The following is a 14,655-nucleotide window of genomic DNA, read 5'->3' as shown; positions in this document are numbered from 1 at the left end:
ACGGTGCGGCTATGAGCGCCGATCTGCAGTTCACCGTTGAGCCAACCACCCAACCGGCCAGCGACGACCAGCGCGCCGAGATCCTGGCGAACCCGGGATTCGGGCAGAACTTCTCCGACCACATGGCGATCGCCACCTGGACCAAGGAGAACGGCTGGCACGACGCGAGGATCACCGCCTACGGACCGCTGGAGCTGTCTCCGGCCACCGCGGTGTTCCACTACGCCCAGACCATTTTCGAGGGGATGAAGGCCTACCGGCATCCCGACGACTCGATCCACATGTTCCGCCCCGAGGCCAACGCGGCCAGGTTCGCGAAGTCCGCGCACCGGCTCGCGCTGCCGGAGCTGCCCGAGGCGGCCTTCCTGGACTCGCTGCGGAAGCTGGTCGAGATCGACCGCGCCTGGGTGCCCGGCGGTGGTGAGACGTCGCTCTACCTGCGGCCGTTCATGTTCGGCTCGGACCCGTTCCTCGGCGTCCGCCCGTCGGCCCACGTCACGTACGTCGCGATCGCGTCGCCGGCCGGCTCCTACTTCGCGAACGGCGTCAAGCCGGTCCGGATCTGGCTGAGCGAGGAGTACACCAGGGCCGCCCCCGGCGGCACCGGTGCGGCCAAGACGGGTGGCAACTACGCGTCGTCACTGCTGGCCCAGGCCGAGGCCATCGAGCAGGGCTGCGACCAGGTCGCGTTCCTCGACGCGGTGGAGAAGAAGTGGGTCGAGGAACTCGGCGGGATGAACCTGTACTTCGTCCTCGACGACAACTCCGTGGTCACCCCGGAGCTGTCCGGCACCATCCTCGAGGGCGTCACCCGGGACTCGATCCTGAAGCTCGTCACCGACCTCGGGTTCCACGTCACCGAGCGGAAGATCTCGATCGACGAGTGGCGTGACGGCGCGGCCTCCGGCAGGATCCGCGAGGTGTTCGCCTGCGGCACCGCCGCGGTGATCACGCCGGTCGCGTCGCTGAAGTGGAAGGACGGCGACGTCCAGGTGGCCGACGGCAACGGTGGCCCGGTCACCGCCGCCGTCCGCAGCGCCCTCCTCGACGTCCAGTACGGCCGCGCGGCAGACCCGCACGGCTGGATGACCCGCGTCTGCTGAAGCTCTGTCTTCGCAGCGGCCCGGCGCACGCGCCGGGCCGCTGTCACGTCCAGGCTGCTGTCAGGCCCGAGTCGCCGACCGCCCGTGGCTGCTCACTATGATCGCCAGCACCCAGAGGCCAAGGGCAACGACCGGCGCCCCGGTCCAGTCCAGCGGGTGACGATCCGGCTTGCTCACCATGATCAGGATCGTGACCCCGAGTCCGGCGAATCCTCTGGCCAGTGCGAACAGCGTCCCGTTCGTGTACAGCAGCGCGGCCACTACCAGCACGGGATAGGCGAGGAAGAGAAAGGTGCCCAGGCCACCCATCGGTGACTTCGGGTCGTTCGTCTGACCCGGACACCGACAGGCCTTTCTCGAGCGGGCGTTTCACAGGATCTTTTCAGGTTTGGGGTGTGGACCGACGGTCGCTGTCCGCAGCCGGGTTTCGGTAGGGTCGGGGTCCATGAGCAGCTTCCCGGACGACGTCGAGGCCTATTACGCGCAGCTCGCCGAGCGGCGTGGCTGGTCGCCCGAGACGATGGCCGCGATCCGGTCGACCGTCGAGCTGATCCGGGACCTCGATCGCGGCACCGCGCCACGGACGTACGGCGCCCTGGCCGACGACGAGGGCACCGACTGGCTGTACGAGGCGGTCTGGCACGAGCGCGAATGGGTCGTGGTCCGCCAGCTCGGCGCGGCCGAGGACGGCACGCTGACCCGCTACTGGTGGCAGCGTCTCGAGGACGATGAGGGCATGCTCACAGACCAGGCCCTGGACCGCGACGAGTGGGGTCTGCGCCCGCTCAGCCGGGAGGACTTCTACACTGCCTGGGACGACCCGGGCTGGTCGCTTACCGCGTAGAACCTGGACTGTGCGGCACCCCGCAGTACTGAATGTTCGTGATTCGAGACGTTTCCGCCACCCCATGGACAGGTTGTGGCAGACTGCGAAATGTCATGAAGAACTACCAGGTCATTATTCTCTAGGCGCGCTCAGCAAGCTGTACCTGAGCGCGCAGACCTCTCGCACCTTGCGGGAGGTTTTTTGTTTGCCCCAGTCATGAAACTCAGCCGTGAACCTGAACACCGTCGCGAACACCGCCAACCCCCTCCGGAAGGCCGACCATGAGCATCTCGGACGATTTCCACGTCTACGACACGACTCTGCGCGACGGCGCGCAGCAGGAGGGGCTGGCGCTGTCCGTGGCCGACAAGATCGCCATTGCGCAGCACCTGGACGACTTGGGCGTTGGCTTCATCGAGGGTGGCTGGCCGGGCGCGGTGCCGAAGGACACCGAGTTCTTCGAGCGCGCCCGGTCCGAGTTGCACCTGCGGAACGCGACGTTCGCCGCCTTCGGCGCGACCCGCAAGCCCGAGACCTCGGCCGCCGACGACCAGCAGGTCGCCGCCCTGCGTGAGTCCGGTGCCGCGGTCGTCACACTCGTTGCCAAGAGCCACGATGCGCACGTCGAACGCGCGTTGAGGACGACTCTCGACGAGAACCTCCGGATGGTCGCCGACACGGTCCGCCACCTGCGCGAGAACGGCCAGCGGGTCTTCCTGGACACCGAGCATTTCTTCGACGGCTACCGCGCCAACCGCGCCTACGCCCTCGAGGTCGTACGGGTAGCCACCGAGGCCGGCGCCGACGTGGTCGCGTTGTGCGACACCAACGGCGGGACGCTGCCGCGGGAGTTGCAGGACATCGTCCGCGACGTCCTCGAATCCACCGGGGCCCGGCTCGGCATCCACTGTCACAACGACGCCGGCTGCGCGGTGGCGAACTCGATCGCCGCCGTCGAGGCCGGCGTCACGCACGTCCAGGGCACCATCAACGGGTACGGCGAACGGACCGGGAACGCGGACCTGCTCGCGATCGTCGCCAACCTCGAACTGAAGCGGGAGCTGGAACTGCTACCGGCCGGCAAGCTGGCCGAGTCGTTCCGGATCGCGCACGCGATCGCCGAAGTGACGAACGTGCCGCCGTCGACCCGGCAGCCGTACGTCGGTGTGTCCGCCTTCGCCCACAAGGCGGGGCTGCACGCCAGTGCCATCAAGGTGGATCCCGACCTCTACCAGCACACGGATCCGGCCCGGGTGGGCAACGACATGCGGATGCTCGTCTCCGAGATGGCCGGCCGGGCCAGCGTCGAGCTGAAGGGCCGCGAACTCGGCTTCGACCTCGGCAACGACCGCGAACTGGTCAGCCGGGTGACCGACCGGGTCAAGGAGATGGAGGCCCGCGGGTACACCTTCGAGGCCGCCGACGCGTCGTTCGAACTGCTGCTCACCGAGGAGGTCACCGGTCAGCGGGCCAGCTTCTTCGACGTCGAGTCGTGGCGGGTGATCACCGAGTCGCGCGCCGACGGTGAGGCGGTCTCGGAGTCGACGGTGAAGCTGGTCGCGGCCGGCGACCGGGAGATCGTCACCGGTGAGGGCAACGGCCCGGTGAACGCCCTCGACCACGCGCTGCGGACCGCGATCGAGCGCGCGTACCCGGTGGTGAACAAGTTCGAGCTGGTCGACTACAAGGTCCGCATCCTCGACCAGGGCCACGGCACCGATGCGGTGATCAGGGTCCTGATCGAGACCGCGGACGGCGAGGGCTCCTGGGTGACGGTCGGGGTCGGTCACAACATCGTCGAGGCGTCCTGGGAAGCCCTCGTCGACGGCTATACCTACGGCCTGCTCCGTCACAAGGAGGTCGCGCGATGAGCCTGCTCGCGGTCGAACGAACAGTCACCGTCTTCAGCGCCCAGGTCGTCGAGACCGAGGGCATGCTCGCGCGCATCGCCGTCATGCTGAACCCGTACGACGTGCGCGAACTCGCGCTGTCGCTCGACGACGGCTCACTGCGCATCACGGTCGAGGGCGACGGCTTCGACGCCGGCCGGGTGGCCGCCCGCCTGGAGAAGGTCATCGGCGTCCTGGACGTCGACTACAGCCGAAGCTAGGAGAACCCCGGGGCGGGCCCGGGGTTCTCCGTTCGGTAGTCAGTCCCAGCTCAACCCGCTGGACGACTGGTACTCGATCACGCGGGTCTCGAAGAAGTTCTTCTCCTTCTTCAGGTCCATCACCTCCGACATCCAGCCGAACGGGTTGCGGGTCTCGCCGAAGATGGCGGCGAGGCCGATCTGTTCGGCCCGTCGGTCGGTGATGAAGTGCATGTACTGCTCGCACAGCTCCGCGGTCAGCCCGAGCATGCCGTTCGGCATCGTCGCGCGCCCGTAGGCCACCTCGAGCTCACACGCCTCGGTCAGCATCTGCCGCACCTCGGCCTGGAACTCGGCCGTCCACAGGTGCGGGTTCTCCTGCTTGATCTGGTTGATGCAGTCGATACCGAAGTTCAGGTGGATCGACTCGTCGCGCAGGATGTACTGGTACTGCTCGGCGATCCCGACCATCTTGTTCCGCCGGCCGAGCGACAGGATCTGCGCGAACCCGGTGTAGAACCACATCCCCTCGAACACCACGTAGAACGCGATCAGGTCGCGCAGGAAGGCGGTGTCGGACTCCGGCGTCCCGGTGCGGAAGTCCGGGTCCTCAAGATGCTGGGTGTACTTCAGCGCCCAGGCGTCCTTGTCCGAGATCGACGGCACTTCGCGGTACATGTTGAACAACTCGCCCTCGTCGAGGCCGAGCGACGTACAGATGTACTGGAAGGTGTGCGTGTGCACGGCCTCCTCGAACGCCTGGCGCAGTAGGTACTGCCGGCACTCGGGGTTGGTCAGCTGGCGATACACGGCCAGGACGATGTTGTTCGCGACCAGCGACTCCGCGGTGGCGAAGAAGCCAAGGTTGCGCTTCAGCATCATCCGCTCGTCCTCGGTCAAACCGTCGCGCGACTTCCACAACGCGATGTCTGCCTGCATGGACACCTCGGTCGGCATCCAGTGGTTGTTGCACCCGGCAAGGTATTTCTCCCAGGCCCACCGGTACTTCAGCGGCAGCAACTGGTTGACGTCGGCCCGCGCGTTGATCATCGCCTTGTCAGCGACGTGGACCCGGTCCGCGCCGACTGCGATCTCTCCCAGTCCCGTGGTCACTGGCACGCCTCGCATTCCGGGTCATCAATTGCGCACATGGCGCCGGCCGGCTCGGGCAGGGCCGGTTCAGGCAGGGCGACGGGTACGGCGTTGAGCCGGCCGTCGGTGCCCTTCAGGGTGGACTTCTCCACATGGGTCGCTGACTGGGAACGCAGGTAATACGTCGTCTTGAGGCCATGACGCCATGCCGACCGGTACAGCTCGTCCAGCGCCCGGCCCGACGGCGCGGACATGTAGAGGTTCAGCGACTGCGCCTGGTCGATCCACTTCTGCCGCCGCGACGCCGCCTTCACCAGCCACTGCGGGTCGATCTCGAACGCGGTCGCGTACAACTCGCGCAGGTCGGCCGGGATCCGCTCGATACCGGCCAGGATGCCGTCGTGGTACTTCAGGTCCGACACCATCACCTGGTCCCACAGTCCGCGCGCCTTCAGTTCGGCGACCAGGTACGGGTTGGCCACGGTGAACTCACCGGACATGTTCGACTTCACGAACAGGTTGCTGTACGTCGGCTCGATCGACTGGCTGACCCCGCAGATGTTGGAGATCGTCGCGGTCGGCGCGATCGCCATCACATTGGAGTTGCGCATCCCGGTACGCAGTACTTTGTCGCGCAGCGCGTCCCAGTCGAGTTGCTTGCCCTCATCAACGATCACGTCGCCGTCCCGGGCGTTCCGGAGCAGTGCGATCGAGTCGATCGGCAGGATGCCCTGGCTCCACAGCGAACCGTCGTACGACGAGTAGCGGCCGCGCTCGGCGGCGAGGTCGCTGGACGCGTCGATCGCGTGGTAGCTGATCTGCTCCATCGAGCTGTCCGCGAAGGCGACGGCCTCGTCGGAGGAGTAGGGGATTCGCAGCGTGAACAACGCGTCGGCGAACCCCATCAGACCGAGGCCGACCGGGCGGTGCCGCTGGTTCGCCCGCTCGGACTCCGGGGTGGTGTAGAAGTTCACGTCGATGACGTTGTCGAGCATCCGCACTGCCGTCTTCACGGTGTCGCGCAGCAGTTCGGCGTCGAGACCGCCTTCGGTCAGATGAGCGACCAGGTTGACCGAACCGAGGTTGCAGACGGCCGTCTCGTCGACGGTGGTGTTGAGGGTGATCTCGGTGCACAGGTTCGAGGAGTGGACCACGCCGTCGTGCTGCTGCGGCGACCGCAGGTTGCAGGCGTCCTTGAAGGTGATCCACGGATGCCCGGTCTCGAACAGCACGGTCAGCATCCGCCGCCACAGCTCGACTGCCCGGACCCGCCGGAACACCCTGATCTCGCCCCGCTCGGCGGCTTCTTCGTAACCACGGTAGGCCTCGGCGAAGGCAGCGCCGTACAGGTCGTGGAGGTCGGGAACCTCGTCGGGGGAGAAGAGGGTCCACTGGCCGTCGGCCTCGACGCGCTGCATGAACAGGTCGGGAACCCAGTTCGCCGTGTTCATGTCGTGGGTCCGGCGCCGCTCGTCGCCGGTGTTCTTGCGGAGGTCGAGGAACTCCTCGATGTCGATGTGCCAAGTCTCCAGGTACGCACAGACCGCGCCCTTGCGCTTGCCGCCCTGGTTGACCGCGACCGCGGTGTCGTTGGCGATCTTCAGGAACGGTACGACGCCCTGCGACTCACCGTTGGTGCCGCGGATCTTGGCGCCGATGCCGCGGACCGGGGTCCAGTCGTTGCCGAGGCCGCCGGAGTACTTGGCGAGCAGGGCGTTGTTGCGGATCTTGGTGAAGATGCCGGCCAAGTCGTCCTCGACGGTGGTCAGGAAGCACGACGACAGCTGCGGCCGAGTGGTGCCGGAGTTGAACAGCGTCGGCGTCGACGACATGAACCGGAACGAGCTGAGCAGCTCGTAGAACTGGATCGCCCGCGCCTCCCGGTCGTCCTCGCGCAGCGCCATCCCCATCGCCACCCGCAGGAAGAACGCCTGCGGCAGCTCGTACCGGACCTTGTCGATGTGCAGCAGATACCGGTCGTAGAGGGTCTGCAGGCCGAGGAACGCGAAGTCGAGATCCCGCTCGGGCCGGATCGCCGCCGCGAGCCTGGTCAGGTCGAACGCGGCCAGCTCCGGATCGAGCTGACCCGCCTCGATCCCGGTCCGGATGTACTCCGGGAAGTACGCCGGGTACGCCTCGGTCATGTCGGCCTGGCTCGCCTGACGCGGCTCACCGTGGACCCGGCCGAGCGCCTCGCGGCGGATCTGGTCCAGCAGCAGGCGGGACGCGGCGAAGCTGTACTGCGGCTCGGTCTCCACGTAGGCCCGGGCAGCCATCACCAGCGCGAGCTCGACCTCGTGCTGCGCGATGCCGTCGTAGCAGGAGCCGAGGGTCTCGTCGAGGATCAGCTCGGGGTCGACCGAGTCGAGCCCCTTGGCCGCCTCCGCAACGATCACGCGCAGCCGGTCGACGTCCAGTGGTGCGGTGCTGCCGTCGGTCGCGCGGACGGTGATCGCGGGCTTCTCGGTGATACCGGCCGGGTCGGCGGGAGTGCGGGCCTTCGTGCGCTCCTCCCGGTAGAGGACGTACGCGCGGGCGACCTGGTGCTCACCGGCGCGCATCAGCGCGAGCTCGACCTGGTCCTGGATGTCCTCGACCTGGACGCTGCGACGGCTGTCGCCGCGGCTGGTCAGGGCGTCGACGACCCGGCCGGTCAGGTCGGTCACCAGGTCCCGGACCCGGTGAGTGGCGCCGGCCTCGGCGCCCTCGACGGCAAGGAACGCCTTGGTCACGGCGACCGAGATCTTGGCTTGGTCGAACGCGGTGCTGCTGCCGTCGCGGCGGACGACGGTCAGCTGGCTGCCGTGTTTGGCCGCGATGGGCTGGTCGGTCGGCACGGCAGCCGCCGATCGGGATGACGAAGCGATGGTCACAGATGCTCTTTCCACGCGAGTTCGGAGGACCGCGGACGCTCGTGGAGGGGGAGCATGACGAGACAGCCAGCACCGGCCGGGATTGCTGCTGTCACGCCCTGCGACCCGCCCTCGAGGTCTCGGACCGCATGCACCGGCGGTGCACGCGCCGGTGGCAGGTATCCGGACTCGCGGAAGGCTTCCGCTCACCGTTGCGGGGCAGCTCCGGATTCGCACCGGATTCCCCTGTTGCCTCGGAACGGCCCGCCGTGTCAGCCGGCCGCTCCGAACCACCAGCAGTAGCGATGCTAGGTGGCCGGACCTAGATCTTGTGGTAGCGCCACGCCGTGTGTCGCACATGTTGTGGTTGTCACGCGGCGGCCGCATAAAGATCCTGCAGCGTCATGATCTCTGAACCGTGGTGGATGAGCTCGCGGTTGAGCCGCAGTACGACGTGACCGAAGGGCTCGCCGGCGTCGAGTTCGGTCGCCTGGCTGAGGCCGACGGTCATCACCTGATCCTCGTCCAGCGCGGCGATCGAGTCCTGCCAGGCGTCGACCCAGTGCTCCAGCCAGGCGACCGCGTCGCGCGCGTTGCCGTGCAGGGTGATGTCGGCGCGCCCTTGGCGGCTCTCGCCGAAGGTCCACTCCCAGCGCTCGAAGAACTGCTCGGTCAGGTGCGCGATCAGCCAGGCGATCGTGCGTGGCCCGCGATGGTCGGGCTCATCGGGCCACTGGGCGACCCACTCCCCGGAGCCGAGTGATCGGAACCGGCCGGTGTAATGGCGTCGTACGACGGTCAGCGCCTCGCCGCTCGGCTGCCAGAAGTACTGCTCGTCGGTCAGCTCGGCGAGCCGGCCGGACAACACCATCCAGCTGAAGCCGAGCTGGCCGCGGACCATCGCCATCGCCGATGGGCGGTGCAGGATGTCCCAGTCGAACGGCTCCGGCATCACGTTTCCTCACGCTCCCCGTCGGATTTTGCAGCAGGATCGAACATGTGTTCGAATTGTTGTCCGACGGGAGGAGAAAGTCAATGTGGACGGTGTGTCGGTTCTGGCCTCGACGGTACTGGTCTGGTAGGCGGTTTGATCCTGGTATCGGCGGCCGGGCTGGCGAATCGTCGTTCCAGCAGGGTGAAGGCGTCGATCAGTTCGGGCGCCTCGTAGACGCGGTTCCGGCGGCCGTCGGTGACCTCGCGCAGGATGCGCGCCTCGACCAACCGGGCGAGCGCCTGGTTGGCGGCCTGTTGCGATCGGTCGATCAACCGCGCCGCGCCGGCCAGCGTGACCACGGGCGCGGCCGGGAGCGTGTCGATCAACAGTTCCACGGCCGAGCCGGCCCGGACCGGTGCGGCGCGCTCACGCCAGTCGGTCTTGAGGTCGGCCGCGGCTCGCTCGAATCGGGCCGCCTCCGCGGTCGCGTGACTGCACGCGGCGGCGAACATCAGCAGCCACTGGTTGGCCGCGGTGCGGGCGCGCGGGCTGGTCGGCTTGCCGGTGTGCCTGAAGGCGGTGAGCGCCTCGACGTACTGGGTCGCGTGGGTCGCGAGCGACAGCGACACCGGCGGGACGGTCCGCTCGACCAGGCCTTCCGCGCGCAGGATCAGGTGGATCAGCGCCCGGCCGGTCCGACCGTTGCCGTCGGCAAAGGGATGGATCGTCTCGAACTGTGCGTGGGCGATCGCGGTCTTCGCCAGCACCGGCAGGCGGGACCCGCGGACGAACGTCATCAGGTCGGCCAGCAGTTCGGGGATCAGTTGGGCCGGCGGTGGGACGTAGTACGCCTCGGCGGGGGAGCGGCCGCCGATCCAGTTCTGCAGGTAGCGGACCTCGCCGCCGAGGTCGGGGGTCGGCGAATGCGCCATCAGTCGTCGATGGGCCTCCAGCAGATGCTCGACCTCGAGTTTGTCGCCGGCCTGCACGGACTCGGTCACCCACGTCATCGCGTCGACCGCGCCGAGAACCTCCTCGGCGGTCACATCCCGCTGCCGCTCCTGCAACACCTCTGCCTTCAGCAGCCGCCGCGCTCCGACCACCAGCCCCTCGATCTGCGACGACCCCACCGCCTCGGCCCGCAGGAGCAGTCGCGCCAGCGCCTCACTGTTCGTCAGTACGGCGGCTGTCGCATCAAGCCGACCGAGATCGCCGGCCGCATCCTCCAGCGCGGCCAGCACCTCGTCGCTCAGGTCGAACACACGCCCGACCAGCGGATCCGGGAAGTACAGCTCGTACGACCCGCCCAACCGCTCCGCCCGGGTGAACCCATCCGGATGCCCGGGCCATCGATGCAACTCCACCCGCGCCATGATCAATTCCCTTCCATGTTCAAGCTTACTCCATAACCTTGAACAAGAGGCGAGTGAGAGCGAGACCGAATCCGCGATGAGCATGAGCGCCGAGGTGTGGACCCGTACTTGGGCAGACTGGGCTGTGGCTCAACGCGGACGAACGGAGGCGCCGGTGACGTTGGACGCGGATACGCGGCAGATGGTGGCGGCCAATGAGGCGGATTGGGATGCGCGGGCGCCGTTGCATGCGGCGAGCGGGTTCTACAGTCAGCCGGCCGAGTACTGGTTCGCGGACTACGAGTGGGCGGATCTCGGACCGCTCGAGGCGCGCGACGTACTGCATCTGCAGTGTCACCTCGGGACCGAGACGATCGCGTTCGCCCGACGCGGGGCGCGCACCACCGGTCTTGATCTGTCCGCGCGGTCGCTCGAGGAAGCGCGACGGATAGCGGCCGACGCCGGGCTGGACATCGAGTACGTGCACGCCAATGTGTACGACGCGGTCGAAGCGCTGCCGGGCCGTCAGTTCGATGTCGTCTACACCGGCAAGGGCGCACTCTGCTATCTGCCCGATCTGCAGCAGTGGGCGAAGGTGGTCCGCGATCTCCTCAAGCCGGGCGGCGCTCTGTACATCGTCGAGTTCCACCCGCTCCTCAACGCGCTCCGCCCGGTCTCGCTCCCCGATGAATCCGACGATCTGACGATCCGCACCGATTACCTCGAAGGACGCGGCCCGATCGCGCACGACTCGACCGTCACGTACACCGGTGACGAGGTGCCCGGCCGCCAACGCAGCTACGAATGGCGCCACGGCCTCGGCGAGTTGGTCACCACGCTCGCCGCCACCGGCCTCACCGTCACCACCCTGCGCGAATCCGAAGTCCTGCAGTGGCCGCGCTGGCCTTCCATGCAACAAACCCCCGAAGGCTGGTGGCGCCTCCCCGACGACGCACCCCGCGTCCCGCTTCTCTTCGCCCTGAGGGCCACGAAGCAGTGACGAATGAAGCGCGGGCACAGCGCGAGAGCGACCTGATCAGCTACTACACGAACGAGGTTCGCGACCGTCAGGATCGGCAACTGCCCGACAACAGGGTCCGGGTGCGCGAGGCATACCTGCGCCAGTTGGACGCAGAGGGCCGACGCTCGGTGGTCGAGATCGGTTGCGGCCCTGGCCGCGACGGCGAAGCGTTCGCAGCGGCTGGGGTCGCCTATACCGGTGTCGATTTGGCTCCGGCCAGTGTCGAAGCTTGCCGGTCGCTCGGGCTGGATGCGCAGGTCGCCTCGGTGCTGGAGTTGCCGTTCGAGGATGGGACGTTCGAGGCGGGCTGGACGATGAGCACGCTGTTGCACGTCGCGGATGCGGATCTCGACAAGGCGTTGGCGGAGATCGTGCGGGTGCTGCAGCCGGGCGCTCCGGTGGGGATCGGCCTGTGGGGTGACGAGGTTGGCGGGGAACGCGTCTGGCAGGACGAGAGTGGGTTCGGGCCGGGGCGGTTCTTCAGCATCCGGACCGACAGCGCGATGCAGGAGGCTCTCGCGCGGCACGGCACGGTTGAGCAATGGTCGTCGTGGCGTGACGGGGGATCCATGCACTACCAGTGGGCGGTCCTGCGTACGCCGGCCTGACTCAGTCGGCCGCCCTGCGGCGGGTGGCGTGTGGGCGACCCTGGGTACGGAGGGTTGTGGTCTCCGTCTGGGCGTGTTCGCGGCCTTGGCGGAGGAAGTCGAGCAGGAACTTCAGTTGGGCGTCGGAGTACGCCGAGACCTGCTGAGACCAGTGTTCGCCGATCGGTTCGTAGTAACGCGCGATGTCGGCGACGCGCTCGGGAACGACCTGCACGACAACGCGGCGGCGGTCGGCCGGGTCGGGTTCGCGGCGCACGTAGCCGGCCCGCTCCAGCCGGTCGACCAGGCGGGTGACGGCGCCGGTGGTCATCCCCATCAGATCAGCCAGCCGCCGTACCCCGGCCGGCCCGATCTCCAGCAGGGCGCCGATCGCGTGGACGTCGGTCAACGGCATCCCGAGCTGGTCGGCGACGGCGATCTGGAAGCGCGTCGCGGCCGAGATGTACCACGGCATCTCCTGGATCAGAGCGTCCAGCAGTTCGTCGCGGGTGCTCGCCATGGACCAAACCTACGGGTTCCCCTGAACGGACCCTGGTAACTGCTCCCAGCAGTAGCTGCTTCAAGCAGCAAAATGGTTGACTCCGATCATGACGAGAGTGCAGCCGTACCTCCTGGTGGTGCCGTTCAGCGCCCTGATCACCGGACTGTTCAACCTCGGCGAGTTCCTGCCGTGGCCGATCGCGGTCCTGCTCGGTGCGACCTGGGGATTCCTGGTCGGTCTGGTCGCGCTGCGGATCCGCAACCGACGGGCCGAGGACGCCATGATCGCGATCGCCGCGGCCGGGTTCGCGTTCGCCGGCTGCGGCGGGCTGATGGCGATCCTGCTGCTGAAAGGCGCGTTGACCAGTACGTCGCTCACCGGCGAGGCACTGGAGCAGATGTTCCTGCCGTCGATCCCGTACTACATCGCCGTCAACAGCATCCTCGAGATCCTCGTCATCCCGCTGATCCTGTACGTCGGCTGGCGTCCGGGCCGGCGCCGGATCCTGATCGTGGCCGTGGCCGCGCTCTACTTCGGGATGCGCGTCTGGACGTACATCGCGTTCGTCCCCGCCCGGCTCGGCTGGGCCGACTCCGAGCATTCCACCCAGCCGCTGTCGCCGGCCGAACGCACCCAGGCCTTCGACGACCTGATGCTCAACGACCCCCGCTGGATCCTGTTGCTGGTGATGTTCGGCTTGCTGCTGCTAGCGGCGTTGGTGCGGTCCGCGGAACGCGACGTACAGCAGTGAGACTCCGGCGGCAGCGATGATCGGGCCGACGATGGCCCAGAAGCTGCTGCCGGTCATCGAGCTGCCTTTGAGATAGCCGAGTCCTTGGAACGTGAAGATCGCCCCGGACACGGTGAGCAGTGCGCCGAGCGCGATCGCGACGATCTTCCCCATACGAAGACCCTAGACGCTGTTGTCGGCACGCAGGTGGTCAGGCCCATTCACTGGAATAGCTCCTCGCACAACGCGACCAGTTGCAGCCGGAGCGGCCGGGCGCGGATGGCGAAGGAGCGTTGGGCGGCGGCGTACTCCGCTTTGCCTGCCGGTGTTTCGATTTGCACGGGGGAGTAGCCCAAGGCAGCCAGATCGTACGGCGAGGCACGCATATCCAACGTGCGGATGTCGCGGGCCAGCTCGAAGCAGTCCAGCACCAGCGAGCTGGGCGTGAACGGCATCAACTTGCAGGCCCACTTGTAGAGGTCCATGTTCGCGTGCAGGCAGCCGCCCTGTTCCAGCGCAGGCTGGGATTCGCGGGTCGGCTCGAGGACGTTCAGTCCACGCGCCGGGGCCGTGAAGAAGCGGAAGGCATCGAAATGCGAGCACGCGATCTTGTGCGACTCGACCACCGAATCGGTGCCCTCGGCACCTAGTCGCAACGGCCACTTCTGATGCCGTACGTCGGACGTCCGGTAGACCATCGCCCATTCGTGCAACCCGAAACAGCCGAACTGCGGCTGCCGATCCGCGGTCGCGGCCAGCAACCGGTGGATCCACTGAACGCTGTGCCGCCGCCTGACCACTTCGGCCGGATCCAGGACGGCGGCACCGTCGACATACGCGTAGCCACGGCGTCCGTCGTACTCAACAGCATCCAGGAGGCGGATGCCGGGGCCGGGGTGCCAGACGCGGAGCTGGTTGGGGCGGGTGGAGTAGTAGGTGAAGAGGAAGTCCTCGACCGGGTGCGCCTCGCGACGCTTCTGGCGGTCCAGGTGATCGGCGACCAGGGCGTCGGCACGCTCGGTGTGGGACCGCTGAAGTGGTCCCCATTCGGTTGGCGAGAGTGTGACAGTCACAGGTCCAGGGCGAAGGCGTAGAGATCGACACCGGTGATGGGGGACCAGTCACGTTCGGGCAGGCGAACGAAACCGAGGCGCTCGTAGATGCGGTGCGCCGTCGTCATGTACGTCGCGCTGCTCATCACCACTCGGCCCAGACCGAGCTCGCGGGAGCGCTCGATGCAACGGACGGTCAGCGCGGTCCCGATCCCCAGACCACGCGCGCGCCCGGACACCCCGAGCATCCGGAACTCGCCCTCGTCGTCGAGGCCGATCTCCCGGTAGACCGAGCCCGGCGGGCAGTAAGTCACCGTCCCGAGCAGTTCAGCGCCATCGACCGCGACCCACACCTCCGCCTTGGCCGCCCGATCCGCGGCCGCCCGCAGCGTCGACGAGTAGTCGGATCCCTCCGGCAGGAACCCGTCGTACGCGTACGCCTCGACGGTCAGCGCGCCGACAGCGTCGTACTCGCCGGGAACGGCCAGGCGGATCTCAGAGGTCACCGGATAACT

At 67.6% G+C, this 14,655-nt stretch carries 16 protein-coding genes and 1 riboswitch; of the genes, 7 read left to right on the top strand and 9 right to left on the bottom strand.

Annotated features, from left to right (window positions below; genetic code table 11):
• Positions 1-11 precede the first annotated feature (11 nt).
• On the top strand, positions 12-1,103 hold the full coding sequence (locus EV652_RS30245) for a branched-chain amino acid aminotransferase (protein ID WP_132212666.1): 1,092 nt from the start codon (positions 12-14) through the stop codon (positions 1,101-1,103).
• A gap of 60 nt (positions 1,104-1,163) precedes the next feature.
• Here the strand turns inward: EV652_RS30245 and EV652_RS30240 are convergent, their stop codons facing one another.
• Positions 1,164-1,412, bottom strand: a complete 249-nt coding sequence (locus tag EV652_RS30240) for a hypothetical protein (protein ID WP_132212665.1) — start codon at positions 1,410-1,412, stop codon at positions 1,164-1,166.
• A gap of 136 nt (positions 1,413-1,548) precedes the next feature.
• Here EV652_RS30240 and EV652_RS30235 point away from each other — a divergent pair, with 136 nt between their 5' ends.
• The 3 genes from EV652_RS30235 (at position 1,549) to EV652_RS30225 (ending at position 4,039) form a co-directional block, all read left to right on the top strand.
• Positions 1,549-1,947, top strand: a complete 399-nt coding sequence (locus EV652_RS30235) for a hypothetical protein (RefSeq protein WP_132212664.1) — start codon at positions 1,549-1,551, stop codon at positions 1,945-1,947.
• Positions 1,948-2,210: 263 nt separating this feature from the next.
• Entirely contained in the window at positions 2,211-3,800 is a 1,590-nt protein-coding gene (cimA, locus tag EV652_RS30230) for a citramalate synthase (protein ID WP_132212663.1), read from the top strand.
• Entirely contained in the window at positions 3,797-4,039 is a 243-nt protein-coding gene (locus EV652_RS30225; RefSeq protein ID WP_132212662.1) for a hypothetical protein, read from the top strand. Before cimA ends, EV652_RS30225 begins: the two co-directional genes overlap by 4 nt.
• A gap of 39 nt (positions 4,040-4,078) precedes the next feature.
• On the opposite strand, the gene EV652_RS30220 is transcribed toward EV652_RS30225, so the two are convergent.
• From EV652_RS30220 to EV652_RS30205, 4 genes are all read right to left on the bottom strand, one after another.
• Positions 4,079-5,131, bottom strand: coding sequence for a ribonucleotide-diphosphate reductase subunit beta (locus tag EV652_RS30220; protein WP_242002097.1), 1,053 nt, complete (start codon positions 5,129-5,131; stop codon positions 4,079-4,081).
• Positions 5,128-7,983 (bottom strand): ribonucleoside-diphosphate reductase subunit alpha, encoded by a 2,856-nt coding sequence (locus EV652_RS30215; RefSeq protein WP_132212660.1) that lies wholly within the window; start codon positions 7,981-7,983, stop codon positions 5,128-5,130. The genes EV652_RS30220 and EV652_RS30215 overlap by 4 nt, the downstream gene beginning before the upstream one ends.
• 136 nt (positions 7,984-8,119) lie before the next feature.
• Positions 8,120-8,272, bottom strand: a riboswitch (cobalamin riboswitch).
• Positions 8,273-8,332: 60 nt separating this feature from the next.
• Positions 8,333-8,914: a DinB family protein gene (locus tag EV652_RS30210; RefSeq protein WP_132212659.1), complete on the bottom strand. Its 582-nt coding sequence runs from the start codon at positions 8,912-8,914 to the stop codon at positions 8,333-8,335.
• 80 nt (positions 8,915-8,994) lie between these two features.
• Positions 8,995-10,269, bottom strand: a complete 1,275-nt coding sequence (locus tag EV652_RS30205) for a Fic family protein (RefSeq protein WP_242002096.1) — start codon at positions 10,267-10,269, stop codon at positions 8,995-8,997.
• Between the two features lie 154 nt (positions 10,270-10,423).
• Between EV652_RS30205 and EV652_RS30200 the strand changes: the two genes are divergently transcribed.
• Both EV652_RS30200 and EV652_RS30195 read left to right on the top strand, forming a co-directional pair.
• Positions 10,424-11,248, top strand: a complete 825-nt coding sequence (locus EV652_RS30200; protein ID WP_199238471.1) for a class I SAM-dependent methyltransferase — start codon at positions 10,424-10,426, stop codon at positions 11,246-11,248.
• Positions 11,245-11,877 (top strand): class I SAM-dependent methyltransferase, encoded by a 633-nt coding sequence (locus tag EV652_RS30195; RefSeq protein ID WP_158441279.1) that lies wholly within the window; start codon positions 11,245-11,247, stop codon positions 11,875-11,877. The genes EV652_RS30200 and EV652_RS30195 overlap by 4 nt, the downstream gene beginning before the upstream one ends.
• 1 nt (position 11,878) lies before the next feature.
• Here EV652_RS30195 and EV652_RS30190 read toward each other — a convergent pair whose 3' ends face one another.
• Positions 11,879-12,376, bottom strand: a complete 498-nt coding sequence (locus EV652_RS30190) for a MarR family winged helix-turn-helix transcriptional regulator (RefSeq protein WP_132212657.1) — start codon at positions 12,374-12,376, stop codon at positions 11,879-11,881.
• 88 nt (positions 12,377-12,464) lie between these two features.
• Between EV652_RS30190 and EV652_RS30185 the strand changes: the two genes are divergently transcribed.
• On the top strand, positions 12,465-13,109 hold the full coding sequence (locus EV652_RS30185) for a hypothetical protein (protein WP_132212656.1): 645 nt from the start codon (positions 12,465-12,467) through the stop codon (positions 13,107-13,109).
• Here the strand turns inward: EV652_RS30185 and EV652_RS30180 are convergent.
• Genes EV652_RS30180 through EV652_RS30170 form a run of 3 tightly spaced genes read right to left on the bottom strand, consistent with a single transcriptional unit; the run spans position 13,065 to position 14,646 of the window.
• A complete protein-coding gene (locus EV652_RS30180) occupies positions 13,065-13,262 on the bottom strand; it encodes a hypothetical protein (RefSeq protein WP_132212655.1) in 198 nt (65 codons plus the stop codon). The two genes, EV652_RS30185 and EV652_RS30180, sit on opposite strands and share 45 nt — an antisense overlap.
• A 47-nt stretch (positions 13,263-13,309) precedes the next feature.
• Positions 13,310-14,161, bottom strand: coding sequence for a 3-methyladenine DNA glycosylase (locus EV652_RS30175; protein WP_132212654.1), 852 nt, complete (start codon positions 14,159-14,161; stop codon positions 13,310-13,312).
• The gene (locus EV652_RS30170) at positions 14,158-14,646 is read right to left on the bottom strand and encodes a GNAT family N-acetyltransferase (RefSeq protein WP_132212653.1); all 489 of its coding nucleotides are present in this window, start codon (positions 14,644-14,646) and stop codon (positions 14,158-14,160) included. Before EV652_RS30170 ends, EV652_RS30175 begins: the two co-directional genes overlap by 4 nt.
• Positions 14,647-14,655 lie beyond the last annotated feature (9 nt).

The sequence above is a fragment of the Kribbella steppae genome, assembly GCF_004342025.1.
Lineage (GTDB): Bacteria > Actinomycetota > Actinomycetes > Propionibacteriales > Kribbellaceae > Kribbella > Kribbella steppae.
The sequence above is the reverse complement of the archived record's forward strand: the minus strand, read 5'-3'. Positions and strand labels throughout refer to the sequence as shown.